Origin of the sequence: Mesorhizobium sp. M8A.F.Ca.ET.165.01.1.1 (assembly GCF_004792065.1) — a bacterium.
GTDB lineage: Bacteria > Pseudomonadota > Alphaproteobacteria > Rhizobiales > Rhizobiaceae > Mesorhizobium.
The window spans coordinates 692077-706967 of record NZ_SRTH01000001.1; the positions used below are offsets into that span (position 1 = coordinate 692077).

The 14891-nt window shown below is 56.3% G+C and carries 15 protein-coding genes; 8 read left to right on the forward strand and 7 right to left on the reverse strand.

All coding sequences use genetic code 11. The features are described from left to right. Position 1: 1 nt before the first annotated feature. The 5 genes from EN808_RS03325 to EN808_RS03345 are packed head-to-tail and all read right to left on the reverse strand — an operon-like array spanning position 2 to position 4168. The gene (locus EN808_RS03325; protein WP_135915137.1) at positions 2-1144 is read right to left on the reverse strand and encodes an ABC transporter ATP-binding protein; all 1143 of its coding nucleotides are present in this window, start codon (positions 1142-1144) and stop codon (positions 2-4) included. Continuing rightward, positions 1141-1968: an ABC transporter permease gene (locus tag EN808_RS03330; protein WP_189524048.1), complete on the reverse strand. Its 828-nt coding sequence runs from the start codon at positions 1966-1968 to the stop codon at positions 1141-1143. Before EN808_RS03330 ends, EN808_RS03325 begins: the two co-directional genes overlap by 4 nt. Continuing rightward, positions 1965-2825, reverse strand: a complete 861-nt coding sequence (locus EN808_RS03335; protein ID WP_135915139.1) for an ABC transporter permease — start codon at positions 2823-2825, stop codon at positions 1965-1967. The genes EN808_RS03330 and EN808_RS03335 overlap by 4 nt, the downstream gene beginning before the upstream one ends. Positions 2826-2851: 26 nt before the next feature. Next, a complete protein-coding gene (locus EN808_RS03340; protein ID WP_135915140.1) occupies positions 2852-3895 on the reverse strand; it encodes an ABC transporter substrate-binding protein in 1044 nt (347 codons plus the stop codon). 21 nt (positions 3896-3916) lie between these two features. After that, positions 3917-4168 carry a hypothetical protein gene (locus tag EN808_RS03345; RefSeq protein WP_135915141.1) on the reverse strand — a complete coding sequence of 84 codons (252 nt, stop codon included), beginning with the start codon at positions 4166-4168 and terminating at the stop codon, positions 3917-3919. A gap of 292 nt (positions 4169-4460) precedes the next feature. On the opposite strand from EN808_RS03345, the gene EN808_RS03350 reads away from it, so the two are divergent. From EN808_RS03350 to EN808_RS03385, 7 genes are all read left to right on the forward strand, one after another. Beyond that, a complete protein-coding gene (locus EN808_RS03350; protein ID WP_135915142.1) occupies positions 4461-5147 on the forward strand; it encodes a FadR/GntR family transcriptional regulator in 687 nt (228 codons plus the stop codon). 84 nt (positions 5148-5231) lie between these two features. Beyond that, positions 5232-6473: a pyridoxal-phosphate dependent enzyme gene (locus tag EN808_RS03355; RefSeq protein WP_135915143.1), complete on the forward strand. Its 1242-nt coding sequence runs from the start codon at positions 5232-5234 to the stop codon at positions 6471-6473. Between the two features lie 38 nt (positions 6474-6511). After that, positions 6512-7714 (forward strand): Xaa-Pro peptidase family protein, encoded by a 1203-nt coding sequence (locus EN808_RS03360; RefSeq protein ID WP_135915144.1) that lies wholly within the window; start codon positions 6512-6514, stop codon positions 7712-7714. Positions 7715-7787: 73 nt separating this feature from the next. Further along, complete coding sequence (locus EN808_RS03365) at positions 7788-9059, forward strand: M20 family metallo-hydrolase (protein WP_135915145.1); 1272 nt, start codon at positions 7788-7790, stop codon at positions 9057-9059. 30 nt (positions 9060-9089) lie between these two features. Further along, complete coding sequence (locus EN808_RS03370) at positions 9090-9557, forward strand: RidA family protein (protein WP_135915146.1); 468 nt, start codon at positions 9090-9092, stop codon at positions 9555-9557. 491 nt (positions 9558-10048) lie between these two features. Continuing rightward, positions 10049-11203 (forward strand): aminotransferase class V-fold PLP-dependent enzyme, encoded by a 1155-nt coding sequence (locus EN808_RS03380; protein WP_135915147.1) that lies wholly within the window; start codon positions 10049-10051, stop codon positions 11201-11203. A gap of 110 nt (positions 11204-11313) precedes the next feature. Next, positions 11314-12213 carry an alpha/beta hydrolase gene (locus EN808_RS03385; protein ID WP_210235446.1) on the forward strand — a complete coding sequence of 300 codons (900 nt, stop codon included), beginning with the start codon at positions 11314-11316 and terminating at the stop codon, positions 12211-12213. Positions 12214-12289: 76 nt separating this feature from the next. Here the strand turns inward: EN808_RS03385 and EN808_RS03390 are convergent, their stop codons facing one another. Both EN808_RS03390 and EN808_RS03395 read right to left on the reverse strand, forming a co-directional pair. Beyond that, entirely contained in the window at positions 12290-12613 is a 324-nt protein-coding gene (locus EN808_RS03390) for an antibiotic biosynthesis monooxygenase (protein WP_135915149.1), read from the reverse strand. Between the two features lie 128 nt (positions 12614-12741). After that, the gene (locus EN808_RS03395) at positions 12742-13131 is read right to left on the reverse strand and encodes a nuclear transport factor 2 family protein (protein ID WP_135915150.1); all 390 of its coding nucleotides are present in this window, start codon (positions 13129-13131) and stop codon (positions 12742-12744) included. Positions 13132-13589: 458 nt separating this feature from the next. Between EN808_RS03395 and EN808_RS03400 the strand changes: the two genes are divergently transcribed. Further along, a complete protein-coding gene (locus EN808_RS03400; protein ID WP_189524050.1) occupies positions 13590-14693 on the forward strand; it encodes a LysR family transcriptional regulator in 1104 nt (367 codons plus the stop codon). The last annotated feature ends 198 nt before the right edge of the window (positions 14694-14891 follow it).

Below are 14891 nucleotides of genomic sequence, written 5' to 3' on the forward strand. Positions count from 1 at the left end.
CTCATTCAGGCAAGGGAGTGACGGCGCCGGGCAGTGGAACAACGACTACAGGTCGATCTATGGAAAACTCGTCCGATATGCCAGGCTTGTTGGGGAGATGGACCTGGAGGGGAATATTCCCCTCCAGGGTTACATATGCAACGGATCGCGACCCGAGATAAACCACCCGCTCGATCCTGCCTTTGAGTCCTTCGCCCTCGTGATTTTCCAGGGATTGGGTTAGCCTCAAATGTTCTGGCCTCACGAAAACCGGGCACTCCTCGCCCTCCCGGGCATCCGGATGAGGAATGGTTTCGAGCTTGATGGTCCCTGAGGGGCCACAGTCGAGGTACCAGGCCTTTGCCCTCCGATCCTGACGCAGTGTTCCTTCGATCCGATTGCAGCGGCCCATGAAGTCGGCGACGAACATGGAAGATGGGGCACTGTAGACCTGCTTGGGCGTGCCGATTTGCTCGACTTTGCCGCCATTCATGATCACGATTCGATCTGACATGGCGAGAGCCTCCTCCTGGTCGTGCGTGACAAGGACCGTAGCTATGCCGAGACGAAGCTGAAGCTCGCGAACTTCTTCCTGCATTCGACCGCGCAGCTTTGCGTCGAGATTGGAAAACGCCTCATCGAGCAACAACATCGACGCTCCGCCGGCCAGGACGCGCGCGATCGCGACTCGCTGCTGTTGGCCGCCGGACAACTCATTCGGCCGGCGATCCTCGTAGCCCTCGAGTTTGACGAGGCTCAAGGCCCAGCGGACCTTATCCGCGATGACGCCGCTTGTTTCGCCACGCATTTTCGGGCCGAAGCCCACATTTCCCCGGACCGTCATGTGGGGGAAAAGTGCGTAGCTTTGAAATAGCAGGCCGACGTCGCGCCTGTACGACGGCACTTCGGTTATGTCTTTGCCGCCCAGAACGATCCGCCCTTCATTAGGAGCGATAAAACCTGCGATCATTCGCAGCGTGGTCGTTTTCCCGCATCCCGACGGGCCGAGCAGCGAAACAAACTCTCCCGGCCAGACGTCGAGAGAAACGTCCTTGACGACATTTATCGCCCCGAACGACTTGGACAGGCCTTGCAATTCCAGGATAGGTTTTGCGTCAGCTCGGGCTTTTGTTTGGCCGGAAACATTCATTTCAACAACGCTCATTTGGACACCGACACCACTCGACCGAGTGCCTGCAGGCGATTGATCATCAACAGAACGGAAAGTGTAATCAAAAGGACGCAGGTGGAGAGGGCCGCAGCGCCCGGGTCGATGTAGTATTGTATGTATTGGTACAGCCAGGGAGGAAGCGGGTTCATCTCGCCCGAAAATAGGAAGAACGTCACAGTGAAATTGGAAAATGACGTCAGCCATGCGAAAATCGCACCGGCCAGCACGCCACCTCGAATGCTTGGCAACGTGATGTAGAAAAACGTTGCGACACGATTTGCCCCTAGGTTCATCGCCGCGTCTTCCAAACTCCGATCGAGAGTCTCGAGACTTGCGGTTACGGTGATAACGACGCAGGGCAAAGTGATGATCAGATGCCCAAGCAGCAGTCGCAGCCATGTCGGAACACCGCCAACCGCACTGAACCAGAGGACCAGGCCAATGCCGGTTACGATTTGGGGAAAGAGCAGTGGGAGCAGGAAGAGATGTCGCAGTATTTGGATACCGGGCAATTTGGCCCGCTGCAGCGCATACGCTCCCAGTGTCCCCGCGATGACAGCTCCGATTGTGCTCGCCACTCCCAGCCAAAGACTGGTGAAGACTGCGTCCACCAGGCCCGTCTTCATCCCCGGAGTGTTCCGCACAAGATCCAGCAACGCACCGTACCATTTTAGCGAAAAGCCGTCGGGAGGGATCCGAACGATCTGCCCACTGTTGAACGAGGCGAACACGATCACCGCCAGCGGGCCTTCGAGATAAATGAAGAATGCCGTGACATAAGCCAGAAGGAGTCCATTTCTCGTAACGCGGAACCTCATGCGACGCGCCTTCCCTTTGAAAGCACCCATCCGTAGATCGTCAGCAGAATGAGGACGAGCCCCACAAGGACAACGGATTGCGCAGAGCCTTGCGGCCAGTTGAGTGTCGTAAGCATCGACTGCTGCATCAGGGTAGTCATGACGCTGACGTTTCCCCCGCCAAGAACCAGTGGCGCGACGAACGCGCTGGTCGATAGGGCGAACACCAGAAGGGTGCCCGCTATGATTCCCGATCGACTCAGAGGCAAAGTGACATGAAAGAAGGCGCGCGCAGGTGAGGCACCTAGATTCATCGCTGCATCGTTCAAGGCCGGGTTAATCCGCTCCAAGACCGCCGCCAATGGCAGGACCATGAAGGGGATATTTTCATGGATCAGCTCCAGGACCACAGCGAGCTCTGTGTAGATCAGCCTTTTCGGCTGGGTCCAAACCCCGATCGCCGTCATCAAGCTGTTGACCGGCCCGTTAGGTCCCAAAATCACCATCCAGCCGTACGCCCGGATGAGGACATCGGTCAGCATAGGGGCGACCAGGAGAAACATGAGCAAGCCGCGATAGCGGCCGGATCGAGAAATAGCGACCGCCACGGGATAGCCGATGATAAGACACACCACCGTGACGGTCAGGCTGATCCTCAGTGTCGTGAGAAGTCCCTTGATCTGTGCAGGATCGGTGAAGATGAAAAAATAGTTCTTCAGCGTCCAGGTCGGCACCATGGCCTGCATGGGATCCCAGTCGTTAAAACTGTATCGAACCAGCATGCAGCAGGCACCCACCAGTGGTACGAGAACCAGTACCCCTGGAGCAAACAGGCCAAGTGCATGCCAGTCAGTCTTAAAACGCGTTTTCAACTGCATTAGATCCCAGCCACTGCGATTTGTGGTTAGCTATTGAAGATCTTGTTCCAATTCTGCACGATCTCCGGTCTTTTGCTGACCAGGTCGAGGCGTGGTACCTGGATGGCCTTCGCCAGCTGCTCGGGCGTATGGACAACATAAGGTGCAGCGGACTCTGAAACGATCGTCTTTTGATTGGTCGGACCGTACCAAACGTCTGTTGCGAAGCCGGCCTGAGCCTCGGGCGAAAGAGCCTGGTTGATGAAAGCGTGAGCCAGGTCGCGGTTGCCCCTCGATCCCTTCACGAGCACAGCAGCGCCCGTAATGGCGAAATAGCCCTCCTTTAGGTCTGTGGCCACGCCAATGTCTGAACTGTCGGCCATGTATGGCTTGAAATACGTGGGAATATCGACCGCTGCGGTTGCCTGACCCGCCTGCAGGGCCTGGGCATCAAGCGCTCGGTTTTCGATGAAAGAGAAAACCTGTGGCTTCAGCGCCGCCAATTTCGGCCAGGCCGGAGCAAGATTTTCAAGGCTTCCGCCGCCAAGTTGCGCGGCCATGACGGTCAGAAGCAGAGCCTGTGTATCGTTGATCGAGGGCACAAGCACTTTGCCTTGATAGGCAGGGGACCAGAGGTCCTCCCAAGACGTTGGCGCTGGGCTCTTTGTATTGTTCAAAATCGTGGTGATGTAGGTCCAAAACCCGATCCCAAATCCGCCGTCGAGGATGAAGTTTGGATAAACGTCCTTGGCATTCGGCACTTTTTCCAGATCAATCTTGTCAAGCAACCCCTGTCGGTTGAGAGCGAAGACGCCGACGTCGTCGAGGAACGCGACGTCAATTTGCGGGTCACTCTTCTGAGCCGTGACCTTGGCGATCGACGCTGAGGTCACTCCTTCTTCCACCACCACCTTGGCACCGGTGGCCTTCATAAAAGGGTCAGCAACGTATTTTTGGATAGCAAGGCCGTCACTGCCGCCCCAGAACTGAACGCGAAGGGTTTGGCCTTCGAAAGAGCCGGCGTGCGACTTGAGCGTGCCGGCCATAGCAGCAGCGGCGGTCGTCGCGAGAAACGTTCTCCTGGAAATCATAGTTACCCTCCTTTGTTGGGGTCAAAGCCCGTTTGCAGATATCTGCTTATCAGACAAGCTGCCAATTTGTAAATAGGGTGAGGCGCCTTTAGCAAGGAGTATCCAGTCCGAAGCCAGGTTTCGTTCTTGCGTCGCAAACCGATGGTCAGCCACTATATGATTGTTATAATTTAATAATTTGCATTTTTTGGCACGCAATGTCGCCGTAGAGGCTTGATTCAAGACGCCCAACAAAGAGGCATGCCGCATTCCCGATGGGCGAAATTTGCTCATTCCAAACACTTTCCCGCTTTACACTGCGCGAACATGTCTGATAAGCAGATGGCGAGTTTCGACGTTGCTCTCGTTGCGCATTTCATGTGGCGTGACAGCAGCGGTCTCCCCGCATTAGGTTCAGTCGGCGCCGCCACGCGCCGCAGCGGATTTGCTATGGTTTTAATGAGGAGGATTTTCCGTGGGTCGGTCAACCAAGTCTAAGTCCTTGCCGGAGGTCGAACGTCACGCGGAAGGCAGCGAGCGCGTTAGGCCTGAGCCGCGGCGTTTTAAACCGCCCTCACGCACGTCAATGAGTCAAAATGTGCTCGATCAGATTTTGACGGAAATTCGAGACGGTCGGCTCAAGCCAGGGGAGCGACTGCCCTCGGAGCGACTGATGATGGAAGCCTTCTCCGTCGGTCGCTCGACCGTGAGGGAAGCAATGCGTGGCTTGGTCACTCTCGGGCTGGTTACCAACCGCCAGGGTGTAGGCGCGGTGGTGAGCACGCAGGCCTCCAGTCCCTTTGCCTCCATTCGACGGAGTGTCGACGTCGATCAACTCAATAGGCGTGCTCTGCTGGATCTTCTTGATGTTCGAGAAGCCCTTGAAACCAAGGCGGCGGAATTTGCAGCGCGCCGCGCCACAGCTGAAGATCTTGCAGAGCTGCAGCAGCAGCACAAAGCCGTCGAGCGCGAGGTGCGAGCTGGTCGGGTTTATTTTCAGCAGAATGCCTTGTTCCACAAGGCTATCGCAACGGCTGCCCATAATCCTGTTTTGGCTGAATCGATAAATCTCGTGGTCGTGCAAGTGCGAGAGTATCGGGAAAAAATGATGCGAGAGACTCCGCTAATGCCGCAACGCGATGTGAAGGAACATCTCGCAATTCTTTCAGCAATAGAACGCCGTGACCCGATCGCTGCACGTGAGGCAATGGCTGCTCACATTCTCAGCTCGGCTCGCGTTATTGAGAGCCACGGCGACCCAGAACGAAACTAAGCACCACTGAACAAGGAATATTGTTGCGCCCTTGCCGGCGAACGACCTTCCTTGTGCATTTTTTGAAATGAGGAAGCGACCAAGATGATTTCCACGAGCCAGATGGACTGGCGGCTACGGTGTCAAACGTGTCGCACGGTCTATGATGTCGGCCCGATGGTGCGCGGCTGCCCGGAATGCGCCATACACGGCAAAATAGGTTTGCTTGAGCTGGTGCGTACCGCTCCGCTCAATTCAGATGGTTTCGCAAAACGTGTCGGACGGGGGCTCGATCGCTGGCTTGATTTTTTGCCGGTTCAGGACAAAGGCGCATTTCTGTCGCTGGGCGCAGGCGGAACGGCATTGATTCCGTCCCGCATCATCGGCAGGCGGCTGGGAATTCCCCACCTCTATTTCAAGCTCGAGCAGCAGAATCCAACAGCATCGTTCAAGGATCGCTTCGTGGCGATGTCCGCGAACGCCGCTCGGTCATTCGGGTTTCGCAAGATCGTGGTCTCGTCAACGGGAAATCTCGCCATTTCAGTTGCAGCTTATGCTGCGGCCCTTGAAATGGAGAGCATGGTGATCGTGCCGCACGGAACGCCGGCCGGAATTCTGGCGGAGGCGAGTTTCTATAACGCGCGCATTGCCGTTACCGAGCGGGATCTACGATTTGCTGCACTTGAGACGGCTGCGCGACGGGCGGATTGGTTTCCGATTGGCCTGTTCCTGGCAAAACCCGTTCAGAACGCTTTCGGCGTGGAGGGCTATCGCACATTCGCCTATGAAGTTGTTGAACAACTCGGAGAAGCCCCTGGTGCGATGCTATTCCCGTGCGCGCGGGGAAATGGGCTCTATGGCGCATTTAAGGGCTTCCTGGATTGTCGAGAAGCAGGCGTCATAGCAGCCCTTCCTCGCCTTGTAGCCACTCAGCCAGAGAAAGCTAACTCCATCGAAGTATCCCTTGCGCGTGGGTCCGACAGCGCCGTTGAATTGCCTCCCTTTCAGAGCGTGGCGAAATCCACTTCCGAAACGGTCAGCAGCGACGACGCGCTGGGCGCAATCAGAGCATCCGCAGGATTTGGCCTGTCTGCTAGTGAAGAAGAAATCCAAAATGCAGCGAGCTTGCTCGCCGAGGAAGGCCTCAACGTTGAAAGCAGCTCGGCGCTGCCGGTTGCGTGCCTGCCTAAGCTTTGCAGGGCTGATGGATTTGACCGTGGTCGGCCAGTGGTCTGTGTTCTGACTGCCGGGGGCCAACGGTGGATGGATCAAACCAGAAACGCACCACCACGCGTGTTCGAAGCAGCGACAATAGCCGATTTTGAGAAATTGCTCGACGCGAAGTGAGCACGTGATGAGTTGGGAAAACAATAAAGGTACAAGTTGTGAGCGAGTTTGATTTTGAAGTCGTTGAGTATGAGAACCGTCTTGAAGCGGCTCAAAGGCTTATGCGGCGTGACCGCCTTGATGCTATTCTCATCACCAGCGAAGATCATTTCAGGTATTTCACCGGATTTAACAGCCCAACTTGGGTGAACTTGACGAGACCGCGGTACGCGGTGTTGCCGTATCAGGGCGACATCATTCTCATCATTCCGACCAGCAACACCGAGATCGCGTTGCGCACCTCGTGGGTCAGGGACGTTCGCACCTGGATTTCGCCGCAGCCGGAGGACGACGGGATCTCGCTCCTTTGCGATGCGATCAGAAGCGTACCCAGCCGCTACGGTCGTGTCGGCGCCGAACTCGGTCCCGAAAGCCGTCTCACAATGCCGGCGGGCGACTTTCTTCGGCTGGGTCGCGAAATATCCTCCACCGACCTGGTCGACGCGTATCCCTTGCTGCGCGAATTGCTGGTGCGGAAGTCGGCAGCTGAGGTGGAAAAGATCCGGGCGATCGGCCAGATTGCGTCTTCGGCATATGAGGCGCTCCCCGCTCGGCTACGGGCCGGTATGAGCATACGCGAGGCATGCACTGCGTTCCGCCATGAACTGCTGGAGCGCGGCGCTGAAACTTCTCCCTATGTGATTGGAGTGGCGGAGCGCTTTGGTTACCCCTGCATCAACCTCGATCCGTCTGCCAAAAAGATTTCCGAAGGCGACGTGCTTGTGATCGACACGGGAAGCACGCGACACGGGTATTTCTGTGATTTCAATAGGGAGTATGCGTTCGGGCCTCTCAACGAAAAGCTCCGGCGGATTTACGAGATCGTTTGGAACGCCACCGAGGTTGGGATCAACGCGACTGAACCGGGGCGCACGATGGGGGACATCTGGCAGCAGATGTCGGATTCGATGCAACAGGCTTCAGAGGCAATCGGCCTGCCGTTCAAACCGTTCGAGCTTGGACGTATGGGGCATGGTCTGGGGTTACGCATGTGTGAAACCCCGTCTATCGCGCCCGGCGTGGATACAGTCGTCGAGCCTGGAATGGTTCTGACCATCGAACCCAGCATGGCCTATCAAATCGACGTCGACGGCGAGACACGCAGATACGTGTCCGTGCACGAGGAAAACATTGCTGTCACCGCGAATGGCGTGAGTTTGTTGAACCGGCGCGCACCTCGTGAAATGCCAATAATTGGCTGAATTGCACGCCTGCGCGCGGTAGCGAGGACGCAACGCTTGGGTTTGTTACCCTGTCCTTCAAGGTGGTCTCTGTATGTCCGGAAATGCGAATTCTAACTCACTTCAAATGCTGGCGGGACACGTCGATCAAGACCGGCTCTGGCAGCGGCACCTCGACATGGCGAGCATCGGGGCTACGCCGCTGGGCGGCGTACACCGGCTTCCGTTCAGCAAGGAAGATGCGGAATCCCGGCGGTTGTTCTTATCCTGGGCCACCGCACGAGGATTTGGAACAGAGATGGACGATTTTGGAAACATCTTCGTGCGTCGGGAAGGCACTGAAAAGGACCTGGAGCCGGTCGTGAGTGGTTCTCACAGCGACACACAACCAAATGGCGGGCGGTTCGACGGCATTTACGGGGTGTTGGCGGCATTCGAAGCGCTTGAGGCAATTGACGATGCGGGAATTCCAACACGACGCCCGATCGAAGCCGTGATCTGGACGGCAGAGGAGGCCGATGCCCAATTCGGCGTTGGATGTCTCGGGTCTCAAGCCTACGCGAACCCCTCCAAGTTGCCGAGGCTTTTAGAGATCAGAAACAACCTGAACATCCCTGTGAAGCAAGCGCTCGCCGAGTTGATGGAAGACCATCTCTGCGTCGGCCACAGGGCATTCCAATCGCCAATCGCCTACTATGTCGAGGCTCATATCGAGCAAGGCCCCGAACTCGAAGCGCGAGGCAAGACCATTGGCATCGTCACGGCGATACAAGGTCACCGAAGCTTCAAGGTCCAGGTGACCGGGGAAGCGGGGCATGCAGGCAACACACCCGAGCGGCTCAGAAAAGACGCGCTGGTTGCCGCGATGCAGATTTTCAGCGAATTGCGGAAGGTCTTCCACGACCCCAACGATGTCGTTCGCTTTACAGTTGGTGAGATGGATGTGGTTCCAAGCGCGATGGCGGTTATTCCGGGATCAGTGACATTTACAATCGACTTTCGGCATCCGGACCCTGAAACCCTCCAGTCCTTAGGCGACCGGATAGCAGTCGTGACCCGGGAAAACGCCGGCAAGTGTGACGTAACTGTCAGCGAACTTCGCCACTCGAGCCCCGTCGTCTTCAAGGGGCCCGTCCCTGAAGCGATCTTGAAGGCCGTCGAAAGCCTCGACTACTCGTACATGGCCCTTCCTTCGGGAGCGGGTCACGATGCGCGCTACATTGCAGAGTTGGCGCCGGCCGGAATGATATTCATCCCCTGTTGGCGTGGCATCAGCCACAACGAAGCGGAGAGCGCGAAGCTCGTCGACATGGTGGCGGGGACCCGCGTGCTCGCTCGAACGCTTGTTGAACTTGCCAATCTCTAGCGAAGTGGGTTGCAAGATTTGGAGAATGTCATGTCAGGCTTGCGTGAAGCTCAACTGATCCAGCGCGGATTGATAATGCCAACAGCGCCGGTCCCCGCGGCGAACTATGTACCCTTCAGGCTTTCTGGCAGCATTCTCTACATAGCCGGCCAGGTGCCCCGCCTGAACGGCAAAACCGCGTTCGTGGGAATCCTGGGTAGGAATATCGACGTGGAGGAGGCGCAAAGAGCTGCACAGCTCTGCTGCTTGAACATCTTTTCGCAGATAAAGGCGGCAATCGGGGACCTCGACAAAGTGTCCTCCGTCATTCGCCTCGTCGGCTATGTCGCGTCGACGCCAGATTTTAAGGAACAGCATCTGGTGATGAATGGAGCCTCGGATTTGATGGTCGAGGTGTTTGGTGATGCGGGAAAGCACGCACGAACCTCTGTTGGCGTTGCCTCTCTTCCTCAAGGTGTACCGGTTGAGGTGGAAGCGACCATTGAGATCACCGCGTAGGGGATTCGACAAGCTTTTCGATGCGCTATGCATCAAAGGCTTCAATGGACCCTGGTGCCTTGGGTGAGAACATCGTCAGTTGGGGGGCTCGATCGACTTTCCCTGCCACGCGGTGCGCTGCCTAGGCTCGGTGCCGAAGCGATCGTCGAGGTCACTGGCTCCACAATCCGTGCAAGCAAATCGACCCGGATGACGCGGGAAAAGTCCCACGGTGCAACTTCCTTCGCTTGGCGTTCCACAGAACGTCCGCTGCAACATGCATGCGGCTCGCCTGCGCCGTGCGCGCGTCAAGTGATACCTCGATCCACGGGCCCAAAGGCTTGGGGATCATAGCCGGCTTGTTCTCGTATCGTCTTCAAGGCGACGGCGTCAGACAGCTTATGGCAACCCCAGTTTCCAAAAAGCGCAACCAATTCATTCAGCCGAAGTGACATCCTTGGTGGAGTGCCAATGCACCGGCCCATCAACTCAAACGAACGGTTCCATCCCACATGTCAATTGAAACCGATTTTCCAGCCTCAGCTAAGCTAACATACCTGAACGCGGCCAACGTCGCCTTGATGCCACGGTCAGCCTCCGATTATGTCGAAGCCTGGCAGCGCGATATAGCCGAGAACGGCTCGCTGAATTTTGACGAAGTTGCAGAAGATCTCGTGTTCGACGAGGTTCGTGGAGCGTTTGCCAAGCTCATAGGCGCGGGTGCCACTGATGTCGCCGTTGCTTCATCCGCGAGCGAATTTGTCTCATCCATCGCTTGGGCAGTCATGCCAGCGGCTGGAACGCGGATTGTAACAACCGACGTCGTATTTCCAAGCACGTCGTATCCGTGGGCAAGGGTGGCACGGCATACAGGAGCTGAGATGCATTACGTTGCCGCCCGCGACGACGTCGTTGACGAAGAGGAGCTTATCGCCGCAATCGATGATCGAACGTCGGTCGTTTCGATTTCTCATGTCGAGTATTCCACTGGCCAACGTTTCAACTTGAAGCGCATCGCGGATGCAGCAGCGCACGTAGGTGCATTCTTCATGGTCGATGCGTCGCAGTCTCTTGGCGCAGTTCCGCTTGACGTGCGCGAAGTTGCCATCGATGCCTTGGTAACAACGTCTTACAAATGGCTGTGCGGCCCATTCGGCGTCGGTCTAGCGTACATATCACCCAAGCGTCAGCAAGTCCTGGACCCAGGTATTACCGGCTGGAGGTCTCATTCCGAAATCTACGATCTGCAGGCCAAGCGTTGCGTGTATCATAACGACGCTCGCCGCTTCGAGTTCTCAACCATGGCTTACGGGTGCGCGGGAGCGCTTGCAAAGAGCATCGAGTATCTGCAAGTGATCGGCATCCCCGACATCATGAACCAGAACCTGGCGCTGGCAGACCAACTCATCAAGGGGATTTCGGGGCTCGATATCCAGGTGGTTTCGCCGATGTCTCGCGAGGCACGTAGCTCAATTGTCAGCTGCAAGTTCCCGCATATTGAATCCAAGACCGTTGTCCAGGAACTTGGCGAGAAGAAAATCTTCGTATCGCCCCGACGCGATTATTTTCGCGTTTCTCCCCATCTCTACAACACGTCTCGAGACATCGACCACCTGGTTGAGGAACTGACTGCAATTGGCAAAGCCAATAGACGAGCCCCCGAATAGTAGGGCCAGTCAGCAATCTCGCCCCTGTTACGGGTCCTCAAAAAACGGCGAGCTGATGAACGATGGACGAGCAAACAGTGACCTCTTTGGCTCACGATAGGGATGAACGCATGCCTAGTCCGGAAATGCAGACAATCATCGACTTTTTGAAAAGGCGCAGGGTCATTCGTGCGAGCAGCCCGCCACGACCACTCGCTGTATCCCGCGACAGTTTCGCGCCGGTCGGCCAATTGCGCCCGCTTTCGGATGACATCGCTGTCGATATCCTCGACGCGGACGGTGTCCCGGCATATTGGTTGACCGCGCCGGAGGCTGCGACGTCGTCGAATGTTCTATTCTACCTGCACGGCGGGGGATATTACCTGGGATCATTGCGCAGTCATGGTCCGCTGGTCGCTCACATAGGTCGAGCCACTGGCCGCCGGGTGCTGTTTCCCGAATATCGCCTCACGCCCGAGCACTCTTTTCCCGCTGCTTTCGACGATACTCTGGCTGCCTGGCGCTGGCTCGTAACTCTGGGCTGTATCGATCCCGGCAAGGTGCTCCTTGCTGGCGACTCCGTCGGAGCTGCACTGGCGCTCGCGCTGTTGCATACGCTTCGCGACGCTGGCGAACCGTTGCCGGCTGCCACGTTACTGATTTCCCCACTGCTCGATCTGACTGCTTCGGGTGCCTCCATGACCACGCGCGCCGAACAAGATCCTGTTTTCACCCGCGAGGCGGTAATTAGCCTGGGAGCTACCTATCTGAACGGTGCCGATGCTCGCAGCCCGACAGCTTCTCCGTTGTTTGCTTCTCAGGCCGGACTGTCACCCCTGCTCATCCAGGTTGGCGGTGCCGAGGTTCTGCTGAGCGACTCCGAACGTCTCGCCGAGGCTGCGGCAAACGTTGGGGTCGACGTCACACTCCATGTCGCCGAAGGACTGCCCCACGTTTACCACGGCGCGCTGGAAGCGCCCGAGACCGCTGAGGCCATTAAACAGATCGTCGAGTTCGCTCGCCGATTCTGAGAGCAGATGCCGGTGTGAAAAGTCTGCTCCGCGCGGGTGGTGGGAGGCTGACGCAATCGCCTCTTGGTGGAGGCCGCTAAGATTCTCCATACCAAGGCTGGATCGTTAAGCATTCCTGGTGAAGCACGATAGGGTCGGAGATGAGCTCATATTTCAAATCGTCTGGGTAGGTGACCGCAATGTGCGCATTGGCTCCCGCAAACCGGCGGATAGACGCCCAATCATCCCAGTAGGTGATGAGAAAGATATGAGTGAACTCGCCTTGAGTTTCTCGCCGAAAGAACACGCCAAGATTGCCGGAAAGGTTCTCGATTTCATCGACGACCACCTTCCGAAAGTATTGTTCGAACGCATCGCCGAGGCGATCGGGTACGACGCCATGCCAAGAACGAAGAATCATTGATAAGTCGGCTCCATTTTCCGTCCAGCCGATCGCTCTGGTTATTCGTACCTATCAGACAATCTGATAAGTACGAACAACGCACGGCAGATCAGGCAGACGATGGTCCCTTGATTGGCAGAGCGCCCTCACCAGTTGACGGAATACCTATCGATTGCCCAAAGCCACGTTCCATCCGCTTGGCGCCGCGCAACCTCAGACGTTATGTCACCATCAATGCTTCGCGTTGAGGTGAGAGCCAGATCACCGCAGATAAGTGCTGGGCGCTGCTCCCCGAGCCTGAATCTTCGTCCTTCCGGTCCTATCCCGGTCAGCTGGAGTTTGGTGAAAAACTCATGGATAGCTTCTTTGCCTCGCAACAGCTGGCCGTCGTTCATCCCATCGTTGAGCTCAATGACTGCATCCGGCTCAAACAAGGCCGTCATGCCATCGACATCACCCGCGTTTTCTCTAGATACCAGCAGCCGCTCCAATTCCTGGGGGTCGTGGATCGGCTCTCTTTTGATCAGATCATTCATAATGGCACTCCGAAATATCATGAGAAAACGTGCGCGCATCCTATAGTGGAAGCGTGCACTGGACGGAGTTTATCGTCTCCGAAACGATAGCGTCAGGCAGCAGATGGCAACCCCACTTTCCAAAAAGCGCAACCAATTTATCCTGCAGAAATGGCAGACCGTTACCCATGTGTATTATGGATAGAATCCATCTATGCCTGCCTGGAACGGCAGCGTCACACGGGCGGAAAATGACTTGGTGAGTCCGGCTCCATTTTACTTCTAACCGTCACGCCTTTCCATCATTATTGCGCTCACAAAAATCGACACGCACACAGTGGATAATCGCGGCATGCCGCTTTACAGGATGCCAACTCATCAGATAAGCTGATGTGTATAAAGCATGTCCGCTCTTGAGGAAAATCCATGCCCAGCGAAGCCCTAGAACGCGGACGCAAATTTCGCCGTAGGTGGTATTCGTGAGCTGGCCTCATCGCATATTTGCCAACCAATTTACCGATTTTGAGCTCAAGCTGCTTCGGGTGTTTCGCACAGTCGTGGACTGCGGTGGTTTCTCGCCAGCAGAAGTCGAGCTTGGGCTCACCAAGTCTGCAATCAGCAAGCACGTCAGTGACTTGGAAATTCGACTGGGGGTCCGTCTATGCGAGCGAGGGCGGAGTGGATTCGCACTCACTTCGGAAGGGCAGGTTGTCTACGATTCAACAACTCAGCTCTTGGTCGCGCTTGAGGAATTTCGTTCACGAGTTAACGCATTTCATTCCGAGCTTGTAGGTACCTTCTATATAGGCTTCATTGAAAATCTCGTTACCAATGAAAATTTGTTACTTCAGCAGATCATGTCAGATTATGTAAAAGCTCACCCAGGCTTGACGCTAAAGCTGGTTATTGGTTCGGGTAGTGAGATCGATCGTGCCGTCCAGGAACGCCGACTGCATATTGGTGTATCTATGGTCTCGGATCGTTCCACAAAGGTGGTCTCCATTCCCGTGCTTAGGGAGACCAGCTATCTATTTTGCGGGCGGGACCACGAACTGTACCGCGTCAACGATTCTGCAATCACCAATGACACGCTATCGAGCTGTACTGTGGTTCAACACGGCTACTCGGCCGCGGAGACCAGCCTGATCACCAAACTCGATCTGAAGCCGCGGGCGACGTCACACCAGACCGAAGGGATCCTGTTTTTGGTGTTGGCTGGCCGTCACTTAGGGTTCCTGCCTTCGCATATGGCAAAGCCCTGGGAAGCGGCTGGGGCGATACGTGCAATTCGCCCATCGGAGATCAAAAAGGAAACTCAAATCGCGATCAAGGCGCAGCGCGCGTCGCTCAGCAATCCCATGGTTCGAAGCTTTCTCGCTATTGCCCGCAAGCTCAACAATGAGCGCAAAACGGCTTCGGCCGTGTCATTGCGGCATCAACCGGTCGGTGTAGTCGCGGACTGTACCCAGGAAGATCTTAACGTGGTCACGGCGCGATTAGGAATCGCAGACCCGGCCTTCTTGTCACGCAGGCCTGCAAAGAGTCTCGCTCGGGGACCAGGGCCCGAAGCCCAGACGCAATAGACAAGGCGAACCCTGGGCTGAGCAAGGATACCCATGGCGACCCGCGGCGCGAGTAGGCGGAGATGTGTCGATGGAACCCTTGTGGATGCTGTATCTTGATAGTTCGAGAGATGGTCTGCCTGTCGGCGAGCAAGTCGCGGAGCCAACCTTGCATAATGCGGTGAATGAGGCTTGCCGCATGGCACTTCGCGCACTCTC

Bases quoted from the DNA above. Each gene is read 5' to 3' on its own strand.
- EN808_RS03380 (WP_135915147.1), top strand. From the start codon at position 10,049: ATGTCAATTGAAACCGATTTTCCAGCCTCAGCTAAGCTAACATACCTG.
- EN808_RS03365 (WP_135915145.1), top strand. From the start codon at position 7,788: ATGTCCGGAAATGCGAATTCTAACTCACTTCAAATGCTGGCGGGACAC.
- EN808_RS03390 (WP_135915149.1), bottom strand. From the start codon at position 12,613: ATGATTCTTCGTTCTTGGCATGGCGTCGTACCCGATCGCCTCGGCGAT.
- EN808_RS03335 (WP_135915139.1), bottom strand. From the start codon at position 2,825: ATGCAGTTGAAAACGCGTTTTAAGACTGACTGGCATGCACTTGGCCTG.
- EN808_RS03340 (WP_135915140.1), bottom strand. From the start codon at position 3,895: ATGATTTCCAGGAGAACGTTTCTCGCGACGACCGCCGCTGCTGCTATG.
- EN808_RS03370 (WP_135915146.1), top strand. From the start codon at position 9,090: ATGTCAGGCTTGCGTGAAGCTCAACTGATCCAGCGCGGATTGATAATG.
- EN808_RS03345 (WP_135915141.1), bottom strand. From the start codon at position 4,168: ATGAGCAAATTTCGCCCATCGGGAATGCGGCATGCCTCTTTGTTGGGC.
- EN808_RS03330 (WP_189524048.1), bottom strand. From the start codon at position 1,968: ATGAGGTTCCGCGTTACGAGAAATGGACTCCTTCTGGCTTATGTCACG.
- EN808_RS03350 (WP_135915142.1), top strand. From the start codon at position 4,461: ATGAGTCAAAATGTGCTCGATCAGATTTTGACGGAAATTCGAGACGGT.
- EN808_RS03325 (WP_135915137.1), bottom strand. From the start codon at position 1,144: ATGAGCGTTGTTGAAATGAATGTTTCCGGCCAAACAAAAGCCCGAGCT.
- EN808_RS03395 (WP_135915150.1), bottom strand. From the start codon at position 13,131: ATGAATGATCTGATCAAAAGAGAGCCGATCCACGACCCCCAGGAATTG.
- EN808_RS03355 (WP_135915143.1), top strand. From the start codon at position 5,232: ATGATTTCCACGAGCCAGATGGACTGGCGGCTACGGTGTCAAACGTGT.
- EN808_RS03385 (WP_210235446.1), top strand. From the start codon at position 11,314: ATGCCTAGTCCGGAAATGCAGACAATCATCGACTTTTTGAAAAGGCGC.